Source organism: Kiloniellales bacterium, from assembly GCA_030064845.1.
GTDB lineage: Bacteria > Pseudomonadota > Alphaproteobacteria > Kiloniellales > JAKSDN01 > JASJEC01.
Genome location: JASJEC010000033.1, coordinates 19,941 through 35,219, shown reverse-complemented (window position 1 = coordinate 35,219; position 15,279 = coordinate 19,941). Strand labels below are relative to the sequence as shown.

The following is a 15,279-nucleotide window of genomic DNA, read 5'->3' as shown; positions in this document are numbered from 1 at the left end:
GTGATCTGTATCACAAGTTGGAAATCAGTTGATGTCTCCCATCAATGCAACGCCTCCCCTGTCCCTGGCTCCTGCCGCCGCAGCTCGCCGACCGCCTTCAGCACCCGCTTCCAAACCCGCTGGCCCTCGAGGTCACCTTTCTCGAGCATGGCATCGGCCAGCCGGCCCGCTTCAAACTCGGCTTCCTCCCCGTGGCTTTTGATGAGCTGGTTGGCGGCGCGGTAGATCTCGATTTCGGTGAGCATCTAGGGAGGATGGCACGGGCCCGGTGTACGGTGCCAGAGAGATGGGCTAGGATTCTACCATTGGTTTCACGCAATAGCGCTCGGCCTGCACGACTACAGAGAGCAGGAAAAATGATGGCCGTCCTAGCCCTCCTCGCCAACCTATTCGGATTCCTTGCCCGCGTCGCGGCCTGGGCGATGATCGTCGCCGGCTTCATCTGCGCCGTGTTTCAGGTGTTCACGCCGATCGCCGTGGCGCTCTTTTTGGCCGGCCTGGTCGCGCTTCCGATCGGAAAGCTGCTGGGCCGCGCCGGCCGGACTCTCTCCGCCCGGCGACGCGATCGCATTGAGGCGCTCGATGAGCTCCCAGAGGCCGAGATCTACGACTTCGCCGCGGCGAGCGCTCGCAAGCAGGGGGAGGCGTGACGGGCAGCGGTCGGGCTCAGTCAGGCATTCTTAAGCGGTCATAGCAGGAGCCCGCCACCGCTTGAGTTCTAATTTCGAGTCGAAGCGTCAATCTGTGAAATCCCGCACAGTCTCACGCGTTGCACCAGAGCTAGAATCAAAGCCGCGAATCTGTTCGCGGGGAGGTCGAGATGCAAAGGGTCGTATGGCTCGGTCTGCTATTGTCGATTGTGGTGTTTTCCAGTTCTCATGCCGCTGAGAAAGAACGCTACTGTTCTTGGAAAGGGGCAAGCGAAACCACAGTAGCGGAGGCCGACGCCGCCCTCCAACTAAAATCGGCGGAACGCGATGCAGCAATAGCAGAGCATCTGCCGTGGGGCATCCCCACCAACCCGCCCAGAGCCGAAAATGAAGAGCTCCTAGTCAGCCGGCACTACGTCGCCAACCACGACGCCGACCTGTTCACATCTACTTGGACTGCACACCGGCTCACCGCCGCCGACCTCGTAAGCCGTACGCGCCATGACGCCTTCCGCAGCGATCCAAGGCTTGACCCGGAAGAACGGGGACACTGCGCCGACTACAAGGAGCCGATCTTCGACCAAGGTCATCTAGTGCCAAACTCAGATATGGGCCGCAGCGAGAACGCAATGCTCAACACCTACGTGATGAGCAACATGGCGCCCCAGTACTGCAATTTTAACCGCGGCACCTGGGTCTTTCTAGAGCACGCTGTCCGGAAGTGGGCTGAGGCGAAGGGTGACATCATTGTCTTCACAGGGGCGATTTTCGACCGCGACGGTAAGACCGGCCGGGACAACGACGGGTACGCGATCCGAATGTACTCAAACCCCGACAAGAGGCGGCGTGTTGCCATCGCAACGCACTTCTACAAAATCGTCCTGCACGAGAGGCCAAATGGCTTCGTAGAGACCATCACGGTTGTATTGCCGCACAGGCCGGCGAAGGTCCCCAAGGAAAACCGCCCCGCTTATCTTGCAGCGAACATCGCTTCCATCGACTTCGTGGAAGAGCGCACCGGCATCAAGTTCCTGCCCGCTATGGCGGCCGCCCAGGAGGACGCCGTGACGGCCGCGACGGCGAGCGCTCTGTGGCCAGTCAGCAGCTGGGGGGGCGACCTCGCGGGGAGGTGCAAGGCGTTCCTGCCGGAGTTCTGATTGGGCATCCTTGGTCGCAAGCTGGGCGGCGCGCTAGCCTGGCCGGATGATGGTCCGCCCCAAACAATCGCCGATCACCGTCGTCCGCCTATCCCAGCTCAACACCGGCGACACACTCCACGCGTAGTAGGCAGGCATTGCGGCTAGAAAGTTCGATGCTGGGGCCGAACCGGACGCGCCGCGAACTTGGCAGCTAGGGGCAAATCTAGCCATAAGGCGACCTGAAGTCCTCTCTTCCCTAGAACCCAGGCAATGGTGGCGACAATCTGTACAAGTGCAACACGAACTCTCAGACATTGAAGCAAATCAAGGAATTCTCTTGCGGAGCATTCTACCCAATCTGAAACTCAAGCTCATCGAGACATGCCATGCTGTGGTCGCCCCGGAAGATCGCCTCAGCAGTTCTTCTCCTGGTCGTGAGCGCTTGTGCCGCCAAGACGGAGACCCTGCCGCCGCTTGAGGCGCAGGAGACCTTGCTGACCGAGGCCCTTATCGTCCGAACGGATCCCTCGCTGGAATTTGTGGGTCCAAGCGAAATGGTACGAGGCAAATGGGCCGGTGCAGCAAAGGGCGCGGGTGAGTACTTGAGAGGTGCCGCCGATGCGGCAAGTTCAGGCAAAGAGGGTATAATCTACATTCTCTTGGTGCCCGTCTTTGTTCCGGCCTTTGCATTGGGCGGGGCAGCCGCAGCACATTCGGCGGAAGACGTCGACGCCGCCGTGGCGGCCTTCAATGGCGTTGGCCGGGACGAGGCGCTGCTGACGTCATTAGACCAACGGCTCATTGAAACGCTGAAGGAAGATGTGTCGGGTCGTTGGTCCTGTGTTGCGTCAACAGCCTCTTTGAACGACGCACCTTGCCCCGACAGGTCCAGCGCCACGCGGCTTACTTTGTACCCGCGTTTCGGAATCAAGGCTGTTGGCGAGTTCGATCCCGACATTGAATTCTTTGCCCAAGTCGGTGTCACGGTCGAGATGAAAGACAGTTTGCCTAATGCGAGCAAAATGACCGTATTGGAAGCTGTCTGGGCCTATCGTGAAGATCTCGGATCATTTTTTCAGTTGGCGAAGAATGATTCCGCACTATTCAGGCAAGAGCTAAACGAGATACTTGATAGTTTCGCGCTCAAGATTGCCAATGATCTTTACATCGCGCCCGCTTCTGAGGACGCACCGACCATTGATGATTGGCGTAGAATCGTCGACTTGCCACCGGGTTCGGTCGTTCGCATTGCGCAAGGGTTAAAGCTGCCGAAATTCACGACGCACGCAACCTTGCGCATTGAAGGCCCGATACCGAGACGGGACACGACGGGCCCGAATGTTCGCACTGTGCTCATTCCCAACACACCTGGCATTCCTCAAAACTGCTGGATCGAGGCGGTCAACGGGCAAGAGACAGGCCAAAATCGGCGGACGCCTCTGGTAGATCGACAATTGACCACTATGCCCGGTCCGGCGCAGATCAAGGTGTCCTGTATTAGCTACCAGTATTCATATGTGCAGACAGTCGGCATAGAAATAGCCGATGAGGAACTGAGCCACTACGTCTTGGACTTGAACTTGCGACCGAGCGAGACTTATTCCCTGTTCTCTGAAATTGGCGAGCATAGTATTCCTTTCCGCTAAGGGGGTTCTAGGGCGTCCCTGCCTTACACGACCATCTTGCTGGAGTGGGCGTGCCCACAACCGAAGAATTTGGCTTCGGGTCACCCCCGGTCCCGGCGGGCATGACCGGGGGTGGGCGGCTGCCCGAGCCAGAGCGGACCCTGAGGCCAGTAAGCAGACATGGTCGCTCGAATGTCTGAGGCCGGGACTGGACCTGACGTGCCAACGCCGTGCCCGGGACGGGCAAATCTAGCCAAAAAGAGACATAAGGTCTCAGGCAGCAGTACCCGCTTTCTTGGCGGGTACTGTCCGGAAATTTAGAAGAACTCCTGCTAGAATGAGGCGATTGGATTAGCTAAGACCCTTAATCGTCAGGCACGAGCACCTCAGCTGTTCCTTGTGTATAACAATCTGCTCCAGAAACGTTCACGCCGATAGCGTAGTCAGCCAGCGAGATAAAGTCAGCGCCCTCCTCCGAAATGATCGCCGAAAAGGACTGATTGAACTGCAAATCAGGAGAGCTTACGGGAAAAGTAAGAGGAACTTCAGAATTCGCAGGACTTGAACCAAAATTGGCCACAAGAAAATCCCGAGAGCTAGTCGCGAATATCTCAATTGTAGCGGCGCCGAAAGATTCGGTGCATCGCGCGAAAATTCTTAGGTTTCCGCTTTTTACAAACGTTCTATCCCTATCTCCTATGTTAAGCTTTACTAGGAAGGGACGTATCTCTAGATCAGTTTCATTTGCCTTGGCAAGCTCTCCACTTAGCGTCATGGCAAGAAGTAGAGTGAAAGCTGCAGCGCTACGGAGTATTTTCATTGAACCACCTCCTCTTGATTGTAGCATCGAGAGAATGCGAACCTCTCTGAAGTTGCGCGCACGCATGATATTCAATAGAATTTCAGATAGTGTTGACGGAGGTCATAGCAATTGTAGATCCTCCGATCGTCCCAGGTTTGTGCGCGGGCGGACCTAAGGCGCATTCCAGACGCGATGGCTACGAACACTATGAAGGACCGGAAGGGGTCATTCTCTCCCGTCTCGACCCAAGACTGCGCATGTCTGAAACCAAGGGCCAGGCGGAAATCACTTACATCGAGATTCGCCGGGCGACGGGCGCCACGGTCATGGCGGTCGGCCCCATCACGGAGCCGCATCAGGCCGAGATCATCTTGAACAGCGGTCAGACCGACCTGATCGCGCTCGCCCGGGGCATGCTCCTCGACCCGCACTGGCCCTGGCACGCGGCCATGGCCCGCGGCGCCCAGGCGGCCTTTCCGCCGCAAGACAAACGCACCCATCCCTCGCTGATGGGCGAGCCGAACCGGGGCAATCCCCCGCCAGCCAAGTCCTAGGCGGCGAGCCCGCCGGTCGCCCTGCTGCTCAGCTTTCGGGTGAAGGGACAGTCCGGCTTCAAGGAGACCCGCTCGTTGGTCAGCGCGGTCAGCAGCGACCCGTTGCCGGCGCGCGCCGCCGCCTCGAGCAACGTCCGATGGATCACGTCGCGCTGCGCGTGGCTACCCCCGAAGTGGTAGGCCTTGTAGCGTATCGGCAGGAGCTGCTCGACGCAGGCTGCATAGGCCTCGCGACCGAAGGCTTCGATGCCCCGCGCGACCGGCAGCCCGACCTCGCGGGTCATCATGCCGTTGGTCCCTTCGGCCGTGGCGGCCGCCTCCACCTCTGCCAGACGTCTGGCCGCGGCCTGGGTTCGACCGGTCGCCGTGAAGGCCATCATCGCGTGCATGTCGTTGAAGGCGTAGAAGCCGGCTTCGCCGTCCGCTTCGTAGATGTCGGCGACCTCGGTCCAGCGGTCCCCCACGTCATGGCCCAGAAGATGCAGCCGCCACAGCAGCGCGGCGGCGTCCAGGAGCATGACCTGGAACTCGGCCCGCTCGGCACGGACACCCTGGTCATAGATCTCCAGCGCCCGTCCGGCCTGGCCCTGGTCCAGGTTGTAGAGCGCGGTGTGCCACCAGTTGTGGAACTGGAAGGCGTTGTCCTGCTGCGCCCAGTGGGCCTTGCGTGACTCCATGAAGGTAATGGCCTCGGCCTGGCGGGCCTCCATCTCCATGACGTGGGCAATGGCATGCTGGGCCCAGCAGTCTTCAGGCTCCAGCTCGATCGCCTGGCGGCCCCGTTCCTCCGCCTGCCGGTAGTCGCCGCATTCTTCCAGGCCGAAAGCGTGCATGCCGAGCAGGAAAGGATAGCCGGGATCCTCCTTGGTCCAGGCGGGCAGGGCGCGCGCGACCCGCCCGCGCAGGTTGTCCCGGTCGCCATTGAAGAAGTCGGAAATGTGCCCGACCTGAAGCGCCAGCAAGTCGCGCGGATGGTCGGCCAGCAGCAAGTCGAGCGTCTGGCGATACCCGTTCCAATCGCCCGATACCCACTGCTTGAGCGCCCGGACGTGGGCAGCTTCGCGCTCATTGCTCGTGGCCGCGAGGTCCGCCAGCCGGGCGAGGCTGGTCTCGACCTCCGGGACCACGCTCTTCTCCCAGAGGGTGACATGGACCTGGGCGCGCAGGACGTGGCCCATCACGAAATCAGGGTCCTGCTCCAGTGCCTCGTCAATGACGGCGACGGGGTCGCCGCGATAGCAGTTGAGCGAACGAAGCGCGTGCTCGTAGATTTCCAGGCTTTGCGGCTTGCCGCTGGAAACTGGTGCACCGTGCCGATCTTCCATCTCTGCTCTCCCATTCCGTGTCGAAATGACCAAGGCGCCGGCGGCGGAGCACGTGCACCCTGGCCAGTAAACGCCGGCTAGTTGCGATGGTCGAAAACCTTTGTCTGTGCGCACTCCCACGTCCGAGGCGCTGGTTTCAGCCTGGCAGTGAGATTTCCCGAATAACGCCTTCCTCTGACGGACAACGGTAGCAAAATCGGCTGTAACCGGCGAATCGGTTCATGCTGACGGATTCGCCCGAGAAACAGATGCTTGCACCTGCCGCCGCCTCTGATTGGGCATTCTATGCCGATCCACGTATCAGCCTCCGGGAACGAATTCAGAGTGCGTCGACGTCGGTAAGCCTTGGTTTCATACGCGATTGTACGCTGGGTTTCGGTTTCGGCTGCTTCCATATGGTTTCCACACACAGAAAAACGGCTTGGCGATTTGTTGCTAAGCCGTTGTTTTGATTGGTCGTGGGGGCAGGATTTGAATCTGCGACCTTCAGGTTAAGAGCCTGACAAACTACCAGGCTGCGGATAGCTCGGTTTCCACATGGTGCCCCGCTGCTGGTGAGGGTGTGAGTTGCTGCGCTACGTGGTCATCCGATTCGGGTTTCTTGGCATGAAGTGCATGAAAATGGGGTCGGAAATGGGCGCCCGAAAAAAAATCACTTCTCAGCCCCCTACTGCAGGTAAGCAACGAGTAAAGGAGCTTACTGCTTTTTTATTACCTTATCTTGTAGCTAATGCGCGTATGTGGTACCATATTTTGTGTTGACTGTGGAATCACACATGGGGTGTAATCAGGAAGGTCGCGAGCTTTGGTTTAGATTCAGTTTCGTCGTTTCCAATTCTCAAGACTGCTCCTGAAAATCGAGATCAATGAAGGCTACAACGCTATCGCCGCAGGGAAGTGTGGCGAGCGGCCAATGGCATGCCCGTGGGCTAGAGGTATCGCGGGTATGGTCTCTCGCCTTCAACCATAGGCTCTTGCCATGAGGAATCGGGCAACCTTGAAGCCCGCCGCGTTTTGACAGTAAGACTGTCTTAGAAATCCTCTGGCCGTCGCGGCCTTTCGAGCCCGGCACCATAGTGGTCCAAAAAAACCCATAATTGAGCGGCCGCTATCGTGCCGGTCTGGCTCGACGCGGACCATGAGGTCTCGGCTCGGGCATTCGTTTCTCAACTGAACCGGGCTTAGCAAGCCAAGTGCTTACCTCGGTGGGAGGCCATTACTCCCACTCGGGAGAATGGCAAGCTCGCCCTGCGTTGATGCAGCCCATGACAGCAGGAACACTGAGGAGTTAACACGCGATGTCGGACCCTCAGCGCTTGCCTAAATACTTCACGCTCACGGAGGCCGCCAACCATCTCGGCATCTCGCCTACAACGGTCAAGCGAGAAATCAAAAAGGGCCGACTGGGCTACATCGTGATCGGCGAGCGAAAACGTATCATGAAGCAGCAATTGAGAGACTACATCAATCAGAGGAAACAGGAGCCATGCCTCGAAAGCGAATGCACCGCCCAAGCCAAATCGGCGAATTCTGGCTCTCTCAACGCCCAAACTCAGCGGCCTGGTGCCGAACCTGGTTCGATGCCGAGACACGACAGACACGCCGCGCATCGCTTGGCACAAGCGACTTTCAAGAAGCGCAGCTCCTCCTCGCCCAGTGGATCGTCGAGCACCAGCGGCTGAAAGATGAACGGCCTGAGGATGTACCGCTCGAAATGGTGTTGACCCGCTATTACCACGGCCATGCCAGCAAGATCCCAAGCGCAGAGCAGGCGCGTATCGCACTCGGCTATTGGTCGGACTTTTTTCCGCGCACCACCATCTCGGACCTCACACCTGAACGCCAGGAGGCCTTTGTCGCCTGGTTGCGAGCGCGGGGCTGTTCGGATGGCTACACTAGCCGTGTACTGTCAGTCGGCCGTGCGGCCCTCAACAGGGCTTGGAAGCGCCAGGAGATCCGCACGGTCCCCTTCGTCATGAGCTTGCCGAAAGCGCCGCCGCGCGAGCGTCGGCTTTCCCTGGACGAGGCTGCGGCGCTCTTCGAGGCGGCAGAGCCGGAACACCTTTTCATGTACCTTATGGTCGCCTTCAATACCTTGGCTCGTCCGCAGGCGATCCTCGAGCTGCGTCGCTTCCAAATCGATCTCAACGATCGCCTCATCGAATTCAACCCACCGGGGCGGCATCAGACCAAGAAGTATCGGCCAAGCGTGCCGATCAGCGGCACCCTCTTGCCCTGGCTGCGTCAGGTGAAAACCGAAACCGTGGTCGCTTGGCATGGGCGTCCGCTCGATAGCATAAAGACGGCGTTCCGCAAGGCGCGCCAGAGGGCCGGTCTGTCCGGCGACGTAATTCCCTATACGGTGCGGCACACAATGGCCACCGAGCTGCGCAGACGCGCGGTTTCGATGGAGGAGATCTCCGGCATGCTCGGCCACAAGACAGGCGGCGTGACCGAGGTCTACGCCAAGTACGCACCCGACTTCATGGGCCAGGCGGTCGAGGCCATCGACGCCTACTTCGCGGACCTGCAAGCCCGTTGCCGCCGCCTGCTGGTCCTTCCTTCAACCACTGTGCGTGCTAACTGCGTTTCAGTCCCGACCGGGCAAAATCTGCAAGTCATTGAAAATATGGTGGGCGCGGCTGGGATTGAACCAGCGACCCCTACGATGTCAACGTAGTGCTCTCCCGCTGAGCTACGCGCCCTTCGCCCCTAGCGGGCCGGCTGGCCGGCCCCCGGCGACGGAGAGGCGGGATAGCACCATCGGGGGGGCTTTGACAAGGGCCGTGCGGCGCCGGCGCGACAGGCCCTGGCGACCTGCCCTGAAGCTACTGGGTGTTCGACTGGTTGCCGGCCAGCATGACGTCGATCTGGCTCACCAGCTCGCGCAGGTGGAACGGCTTGGACAGCACGCGGGCGCCGCGCGCGGTCTCCTCGCGGGCCTTCAGGGCGACCGCGGCGAAGCCGGTGATGAACATCACCTTGATGCCCGGCTGCTCCTTGGCGGCGCGGCGCGCCAGCTCGATGCCGTCGAGCCCGGGCATGACCACGTCGGCCAGCAGGATGTCGACCTTCTCCTCGGACAGGGTCGAGAGCGCGTCGAGGCCGTCGCCGACGGCGCGCACCTCGTGGCCGGCGCGGGTCAGCGCCTTGGCCAGGAAGTCGCGCATGCTGTCGTCGTCTTCAGCTAGGAGAATCTGCGCCATACCTTCGCCCGCTCCACGGTCCCGCCCGCACCCGGGTTGGCTTCCGGCCCCCGGTCTTGTTCCTGGGCTTCGCCGCCTGGGAAAGCTCCGGCGCCCGGCGGGACCCGCCCGGCCGCGGCCGAGGCGGCTGCACCCTCGGGTAGGACTATAGCCTAGCGGCGGCGCTCTAAGATAGGGTTTACGAGGGGTGGAGGCCGCGCCAGGAGGCGGGTGTGGAGGCCGGCTGGACGCTTCCTGTGCCGGGGCCGAAGAAAGCCTCATGACAGAGCCGTCCGTTTGCCCTAAACACATTGGCCATGCACGGCGTGGTCCCGTTGGAAGCAGAGTTCGAAGTCGCCGAGATCGGGGACCCCCACGAGGTCTTCGCCCCGCCGCGCCAGACCCTCCCCCTGGTCTTCGCCTCGCCCCATAGTGGCAACCGCTACCCGCCGGGCTTCATCGCCCAGTCGCGGCTCGACCGGCAGACGCTGAGGCGCTCGGAGGACTCCTTCGTCGACGAGATCTTCCAGGCGGCGCCGGCCATGGGCGCGCCGCTGATCCGGGCCCGCTTCCCGCGCGCCTACATCGACCCGAACCGCGAGCCCTTCGAGCTCGACCCGGCCATGTTCCTGGACGAGCTGCCGACCTACGCCAACACCCGCTCGCCCCGGGTGGCCGCGGGTCTCGGCACGATCGCCCGGGTGGTCGCCACCGGGGCCGACATCTATCGCGGCAAGCTCAGCTTCAACGAGGCCATGGAGCGGATCCGCCACTACTACTGGCCCTACCACGCAGCCTTGCGCGGTCTGATCGACCAGACCCGCGACCGCTTCGGCTTCTGCATCCTGGTCGACTGCCACTCCATGCCGTCGAACAACGGCCCGCTGGAGCGCTCCAACGGCACTGGACGGATCGACATCGTGCTCGGCGACTGCCACGGCACGGCCTGTGCCCCGGCGGTCACCGAGACGGCCTCGGCGGCGCTCGAGGACCTCGGTTACCGGGTGACCCGTAACAAGCCCTACTCGGGCGGCTTCGTCACCCGCCACTACGGCCGCCCGGGCCAGGCGGTCCACGCCCTGCAGATCGAGATCAACCGGGCGCTCTACATGGACGAAGCCAGCCTCAGCCGCGGCGCCAACCTGCCCGCCTTGAGCCGCCAGATGGACGCGGTGATCGAGGCGCTCGGCCGGATCGGCGCCGAGCATCTGAACGGCCGGTGAGGGCTACTAGGCAGCCGAAGTTCCCCTGAGCCCTTGATCACGGTCACCCTTCGACAAGCTCAGGGTGAGGAGTTTTCCTTTGATCAACAGTTACCCTCACCCTGACCTTGTCGAAGGGTGATGGTGCGGGCGAGGCACTTTCTCTGCAGCCTCCTATAACAGCCCGCGCTCTGGCACGGAGCTTGCGTGCATTCCGGTCCATGACTTGCCGGAACCGCCTGCTGACCATCCTGCTCGCCGCCCTGCCCACGGCTCTGCACGCCCAAGCCGCGCCGGCGGCCCCGGAGGTGGACGACTGGCGCCTCTGCCGCGCCCAGAGCGCGGATATCGCCCGCGACAGCGCCCTTCCCCGGCACCTGCTGGAGGCGATCGGCGCGGTCGAGTCTGGCCGCTGGCACCCGGGGGAGAAGGCCGTCGCGGCCTGGCCCTGGACCGTCACCGCCGAGGGCGAGGGGAAATTCCTGCCGAGCCGCGCGGCCGCGATCGCCCACGTCGAGGCGCTCAGGGCGCGGGGCGTCCGCAACATCGACGTCGGCTGCATGCAGATAAACCTGCGCTACCACCCCGAGGCCTTCGCCAGCCTCGAGCAGGCCTTCGACCCGGCGCTGAACCTGCGCTACGCGGCTAGCTTCCTCGGCGAGCTGCGCGCCCGCTACGGCTCGTGGACCGCGGCCATCGGGCGCTACCACTCGAGCACGCCGCGCCTCAGCGGGCCCTACCGGGTCAAGGTCTTCCGGGCCTGGCGGACGATCAAGCACCGTCACAACCGGGCCCGCCTGGCCGCCCGCCTCGAACAGGCGCACGTGGCCCCAGAGTAGGCCTTAGCCGGCACTTCACCCACGCGCCCTTACCTGACTCCGCTCCACCACCCTCTCCCACGGGAGAGTATTGGGGCGGGCGTCCTTCTCGGGAGGGCGAGGGCCGGTTGTTTTCTGACTTCCGCTAAGAGCCGCGCCGCAGCAGGGCCAGGATGTCGTCGCGGTTCTCGGGCCAGCGGGCCCAGTCCTCGGGGCCCAGTCCCCACTTGTTGCGGGCGGCGGGGTCGGCGCCGGCCGCCAGCAGGGCATCCACCACCGCGTCCCGGCCGCCGGCGGCGGCCGCCATCAAGGCGGTATTGCCGAAGCGGCTGGGCCGGTCGGCGGCGGCCCCCTTGTCGAGCAGGACGCGCACCGCCTCCAGATCGCCGCGCCCGGCGGCGTGGGCCAGGGCCGTTACGCCCCAGGCGTCGGCGGCGTCGGCGTCGGCGCCGCCGGCGAGCGCCTCGGCCAGCGCCGGCGTGTCGCCCGCAAGGACGCTTCTCAAGACTTCGTTCGTGCTTCCGGATTGGTCCGCCATCGCTCGCGCCTTGGGTTTACGGCCCTTTATCGGCGAGGCGGGCGCGGGGCGTCAAGTTGGCGCCCCGATCGAGGCGTCAGAACCGAGCCTTGCCGGTCATGGCGAGATAGCCGGCGTGGTCGGTCACCCAGATCTCGGCGCTGTTGCCGTCCGGGTCGGGCTTGCCGCCGACGTTGAAGGGATTGGTATCGTAGACCGGCCGGACCGCCCTGAATTCGAGCCAGGTGAGCGGCCGGTCGGGAACGTGGCGGCGGACCAGCCCGGCCATCATGGTGGCCAGGAGCGAGCCGTGGACGACCAGGCCCGGATAGCCCTCCTCCTCCGTTGCGTAGCTCTCCTGATAGTGGATCCGGTGCCCGTTGAAGGTGAGCGCCGAATAGCGGAACAGCAGCAGCGGATCGGCGGTCACCTGGTTGCGCCAGCGCACCACGGCGGGGCCCCGGTCGCCGGACAGCAGCGTCTCGCCCGGCTTGCCGGCGTCGCGGAAGACGATGTCCTGCTCTTCCTGGATGCAGGCGCCGGAGGCGTCGGCGGTCTCGTGCTGCAGGGTGACGAAGACCAGCTTACCGGAGCGGCCCTGCTTGCGACGGATATCCGAGACCCGCGAGCGGCGCTTCGCCGTGGCGCCGATCTCGAGCGGGCGGAGGAACTTGATGCGCCCGCCGGCGATCGCGCGGCGCGCCAGGTTGATCGGCGGCATGAACTGCCCGCGCGCCCGGTGGCCGTCGGCGCCGAGCGCGGCATGGGGGGTTGGCTCCCAGAAGTACAGCCAGTGCCAGAGCGGCGGCAGCGGATCGCCCGTGTCCAGGGGCTCGCCCTCGTCGTCCAGCGTCGCCTGCATGGCGCGAGCTCGCATTGGCTCGATCACATCGCTGGACTCCCTGGTGCGGCCGATCCAGCGGCGCCAATGCTCTTCGAGTTCTGTCATGCAAGCTGCTTTCGAGCGCTATCCCGAGCCGACCGGATTCCGAAATCCTTCGCGCGGAGAACGGGGCGGCCGACACTCTATTCTTGGCTCCGACGCGGCTAAAATTGCGTTAAGGACGTGGACAAACGAGCCCTTTTCACGACCATCGAGAGCATTGGGCGCGAGGCACCCGGTGCCGGTCGGAGGCGTACGGCTGGCGGCTTCGAAGAGGTCACGCGCCGCCGAACTCGCGGCGGAGACGTACGCCCTGTTCGTCCAGGGCGGGCACGGGGCCGAAGGCGGCCTCCTCGCCCGCGACCCGCGCCGGCGGCGCGATCAGGTCGATCATGCCCGACGGCGTCTCGACCCCCGCGGTCCGCAGCTGCGGATGCGCCGCCAGGCCGGCCACGTCGTTGAGCCGGCCGTAGGCGACCCCGGCCGCGGCCAGGCGGGCGACGGCCTCTTCGAGCGGTAGGCTGCCCAGGACCGCCGCGATCTCCCGGTCCAGGGCAGGACGGTTGGCGACGCGGGCCGGGTTGTCGTGGAAGCGCGGGTCCTCTGCCAGGCCCGGCTGCAACAGCACCTCGCCGCAGAAGCGGCGCCATTCGCGCTGGTTCTGGATCGAGATCACCACCTCGCCGTCGGCCGCGGCATAGGCGCCGTAGGGGGCGATCGAGGGGTGGTTGAGACCGACCCGTTCCGGCGCGCGGCCGGCGTAGACCTGGAACAGGTAGGGCACGGTCATCCAGTCGGCCATGCCGTCGAACAACGAGACCGCGATGGTGCGGCCCGCGCCCGTACGTTCGCGGGCCAGCAGCGCCTCGAGGATCGCCGCATGGGCGTACATGCCCGCAGCGATGTCGCAAACCGAGACGCCGACCCGTCCCGGGCCCTCCGGACGCCCGGTCACCGAGGCGAGGCCGCTCTCGGCCTGCACCAGCAGGTCGTAGGCCTTCATGCCGGCGTAGGACCCCTCGGCGCCGTAGCCGGAGATGTCGCAGGTGATCAGCCGCGGGTTGCGGGCGCGCAGGGCCTCGCTGCCGAGGCCGAGGCGCTCGGCGGCCCCGGCGGCCAGGTTCTGGATGAAGACGTCGGCCGCCGCCAGCATCCGCCCGGCCAGGGCCCGGTCGCCCTCGGCCTTGAGGTCCAGGGCGATCGATTCCTTGCCCCGGTTGAGCCAGACGAAGTAGGCGCTCTCGCCCTTGGCGGCCCTGTCGTAGCCGCGCGCGAAGTCGCCCTCCGGGCGCTCGATCTTGATCACGCGGGCGCCGGCGTCGGCCAGCCGCGACGAGCAGTAGGGCGCCGCCACGGCCTGTTCCAGGCTGACGACGAGCAGGCCGTCCAGAGCTCGGGTCATGGCGGGCATCTTCCCTTTCTTGCGACCGGAGCCGACACCTTAACCGGGCAGCAACGCCGCGGCGACCGCCCTTGCGGGCCGGGGCCCGTCATGGCAAGTGATGGCCATGAGAGACCTGCCCCGCCGAAAGCACGCCGAGGTGCTGCGCGACCACCTCGACCTGGAGGGTGCCCTGGTGCTCGACGTCGGCTGCGGCGACGGGTCCCTGGTCCGCCTGCTGGCCCGCCAGGGCGCGACCCCGATCGGCCTGGAGCCCTCGGAACCGCAGCTGGCCCGGGCACGGGCCGCCGAGCCGGCCAGCGGCGAGGCCTACCTCGCGGGCGTCGCCGAGGGCCTGCCCTTCCCGGACGACACCTTCGACGCGGTGATCTTCTTCAACGCCCTGCACCACGTCCCGGTCGGCGAGCAGGGGCCGGCGCTGGACGAGGCGGCCCGCTGCCTTAAGCCCGACGGCCTGCTCTACGTCCAGGAGCCGATCGCCGAGGGCGACTACTTCGAGCTGATCCGGCCGGTCGAGGACGAGACCTACGTCCGGGCCAAGGCCTACGACGCCATCCAGGTAGCGGCGCAGAGCCGCCTCGAGTCGGTCACCGAGCTGACCTACCTGGCGCCCTACGAGATTCGCGACTTCGAGACGCTGAAGGCGCGGCTGCTCGCCGTCGACCCGGGCCGCTGCGAGCGCCTGGCCGGGCTCGAGGACTCGCTGCGCGCGGCCTTCCAGGCGGCGGGTGAGAAGCTGGACGGGGCCACCCGCTTCGCCATACCGTCGCGGCTCAACCTGCTGCGCAAGTCCGCTTGAGGAAAGACCGCCGATGGTCATCAAGTACGTCTCGCCCCACGACTCGCCCGACGACCCCGGCGGCCTGATCAAGGAGGTGATCGACATGGGGCCGGACTTTCCCGGCCCGGCCGAGGACATCCTGGTCGCCTGGACCCTGCGCCTGGAGGATTCGCGCGACCCCGCGGAAGCGGCGCAGCACCTGCTGACGGCCTACGGGATCGCCGAGGGCGCTGCGCCGGACAACGAGGCGGGCAAGGTCATCACGCTGCTGCGCCAAGCCGCCCAGAGCCCGCGCCAGCACCTGAACCGCCGCCGCCAGGGCGGCCGCCGCGGCCGCAACGGCCGGAGCTAGAAGGCTTTAGACTGGTCGGGTCACTGCCGCGCAGAGGGCGAGAC

At 64.4% G+C, this 15,279-nt stretch carries 17 protein-coding genes and 1 tRNA gene; 9 read left to right on the top strand and 9 right to left on the bottom strand.

Going from position 1 to position 15,279, the window contains the following annotated elements; genetic code table 11:
- Positions 1-41: 41 nt before the first annotated feature.
- Positions 42-245 carry a hypothetical protein gene (locus QNJ67_13625; protein MDJ0610010.1) on the bottom strand — a complete coding sequence of 68 codons (204 nt, stop codon included), beginning with the start codon at positions 243-245 and terminating at the stop codon, positions 42-44.
- 114 nt (positions 246-359) lie between these two features.
- On the opposite strand from QNJ67_13625, the gene QNJ67_13620 reads away from it, so the two are divergent.
- From QNJ67_13620 to QNJ67_13610, 3 genes are all read left to right on the top strand, one after another.
- Complete coding sequence (locus tag QNJ67_13620) at positions 360-650, top strand: hypothetical protein (GenBank protein ID MDJ0610009.1); 291 nt, start codon at positions 360-362, stop codon at positions 648-650.
- A gap of 170 nt (positions 651-820) precedes the next feature.
- Entirely contained in the window at positions 821-1,807 is a 987-nt protein-coding gene (locus QNJ67_13615) for a DNA/RNA non-specific endonuclease (GenBank protein MDJ0610008.1), read from the top strand.
- A gap of 368 nt (positions 1,808-2,175) precedes the next feature.
- Positions 2,176-3,435: a hypothetical protein gene (locus QNJ67_13610; GenBank protein MDJ0610007.1), complete on the top strand. Its 1,260-nt coding sequence runs from the start codon at positions 2,176-2,178 to the stop codon at positions 3,433-3,435.
- 343 nt (positions 3,436-3,778) lie between these two features.
- Here the strand turns inward: QNJ67_13610 and QNJ67_13605 are convergent, their stop codons facing one another.
- Positions 3,779-4,234, bottom strand: a complete 456-nt coding sequence (locus QNJ67_13605; GenBank protein MDJ0610006.1) for a hypothetical protein — start codon at positions 4,232-4,234, stop codon at positions 3,779-3,781.
- 239 nt (positions 4,235-4,473) lie between these two features.
- On the opposite strand from QNJ67_13605, the gene QNJ67_13600 reads away from it, so the two are divergent.
- The gene (locus QNJ67_13600) at positions 4,474-4,770 is read left to right on the top strand and encodes a hypothetical protein (protein ID MDJ0610005.1); all 297 of its coding nucleotides are present in this window, start codon (positions 4,474-4,476) and stop codon (positions 4,768-4,770) included.
- Here QNJ67_13600 and QNJ67_13595 read toward each other — a convergent pair.
- Positions 4,767-6,095 carry a tetratricopeptide repeat protein gene (locus QNJ67_13595; GenBank protein ID MDJ0610004.1) on the bottom strand — a complete coding sequence of 443 codons (1,329 nt, stop codon included), beginning with the start codon at positions 6,093-6,095 and terminating at the stop codon, positions 4,767-4,769. The two genes, QNJ67_13600 and QNJ67_13595, sit on opposite strands and share 4 nt — an antisense overlap.
- Positions 6,096-7,393: 1,298 nt before the next feature.
- On the opposite strand from QNJ67_13595, the gene QNJ67_13590 reads away from it, so the two are divergent.
- Complete coding sequence (locus tag QNJ67_13590) at positions 7,394-7,777, top strand: helix-turn-helix domain-containing protein (GenBank protein ID MDJ0610003.1); 384 nt, start codon at positions 7,394-7,396, stop codon at positions 7,775-7,777.
- Between the two features lie 227 nt (positions 7,778-8,004).
- On the opposite strand, the gene QNJ67_13585 is transcribed toward QNJ67_13590, so the two are convergent.
- From QNJ67_13585 to QNJ67_13575, 3 genes are all read right to left on the bottom strand, one after another.
- Positions 8,005-8,628, bottom strand: a complete 624-nt coding sequence (locus QNJ67_13585) for a hypothetical protein (GenBank protein ID MDJ0610002.1) — start codon at positions 8,626-8,628, stop codon at positions 8,005-8,007.
- 97 nt (positions 8,629-8,725) lie between these two features.
- A tRNA-Val gene (locus QNJ67_13580) sits at positions 8,726-8,800 on the bottom strand.
- A 123-nt stretch (positions 8,801-8,923) separates the two neighbouring features.
- The gene (locus QNJ67_13575; protein ID MDJ0610001.1) at positions 8,924-9,301 is read right to left on the bottom strand and encodes a response regulator; all 378 of its coding nucleotides are present in this window, start codon (positions 9,299-9,301) and stop codon (positions 8,924-8,926) included.
- A gap of 296 nt (positions 9,302-9,597) precedes the next feature.
- Here QNJ67_13575 and QNJ67_13570 point away from each other — a divergent pair, with 296 nt between their 5' ends.
- Both QNJ67_13570 and QNJ67_13565 read left to right on the top strand, forming a co-directional pair.
- On the top strand, positions 9,598-10,503 hold the full coding sequence (locus QNJ67_13570) for an N-formylglutamate amidohydrolase (GenBank protein MDJ0610000.1): 906 nt from the start codon (positions 9,598-9,600) through the stop codon (positions 10,501-10,503).
- A 200-nt stretch (positions 10,504-10,703) separates the two neighbouring features.
- Positions 10,704-11,321: a lytic transglycosylase domain-containing protein gene (locus tag QNJ67_13565; protein MDJ0609999.1), complete on the top strand. Its 618-nt coding sequence runs from the start codon at positions 10,704-10,706 to the stop codon at positions 11,319-11,321.
- 124 nt (positions 11,322-11,445) lie between these two features.
- On the opposite strand, the gene QNJ67_13560 is transcribed toward QNJ67_13565, so the two are convergent.
- From QNJ67_13560 to QNJ67_13550, 3 genes are all read right to left on the bottom strand, one after another.
- A complete protein-coding gene (locus QNJ67_13560) occupies positions 11,446-11,805 on the bottom strand; it encodes an ankyrin repeat domain-containing protein (protein MDJ0609998.1) in 360 nt (119 codons plus the stop codon).
- 109 nt (positions 11,806-11,914) lie between these two features.
- Positions 11,915-12,766: a MaoC family dehydratase N-terminal domain-containing protein gene (locus tag QNJ67_13555; protein MDJ0609997.1), complete on the bottom strand. Its 852-nt coding sequence runs from the start codon at positions 12,764-12,766 to the stop codon at positions 11,915-11,917.
- Positions 12,767-12,977: 211 nt separating this feature from the next.
- Positions 12,978-14,111: a CaiB/BaiF CoA-transferase family protein gene (locus tag QNJ67_13550; protein MDJ0609996.1), complete on the bottom strand. Its 1,134-nt coding sequence runs from the start codon at positions 14,109-14,111 to the stop codon at positions 12,978-12,980.
- Between the two features lie 97 nt (positions 14,112-14,208).
- Between QNJ67_13550 and QNJ67_13545 the strand changes: the two genes are divergently transcribed.
- Both QNJ67_13545 and QNJ67_13540 read left to right on the top strand, forming a co-directional pair.
- Positions 14,209-14,901 carry a class I SAM-dependent methyltransferase gene (locus tag QNJ67_13545; GenBank protein MDJ0609995.1) on the top strand — a complete coding sequence of 231 codons (693 nt, stop codon included), beginning with the start codon at positions 14,209-14,211 and terminating at the stop codon, positions 14,899-14,901.
- Positions 14,902-14,914: 13 nt separating this feature from the next.
- Complete coding sequence (locus tag QNJ67_13540; GenBank protein MDJ0609994.1) at positions 14,915-15,235, top strand: hypothetical protein; 321 nt, start codon at positions 14,915-14,917, stop codon at positions 15,233-15,235.
- Positions 15,236-15,279: the final 44 nt, after the last annotated feature.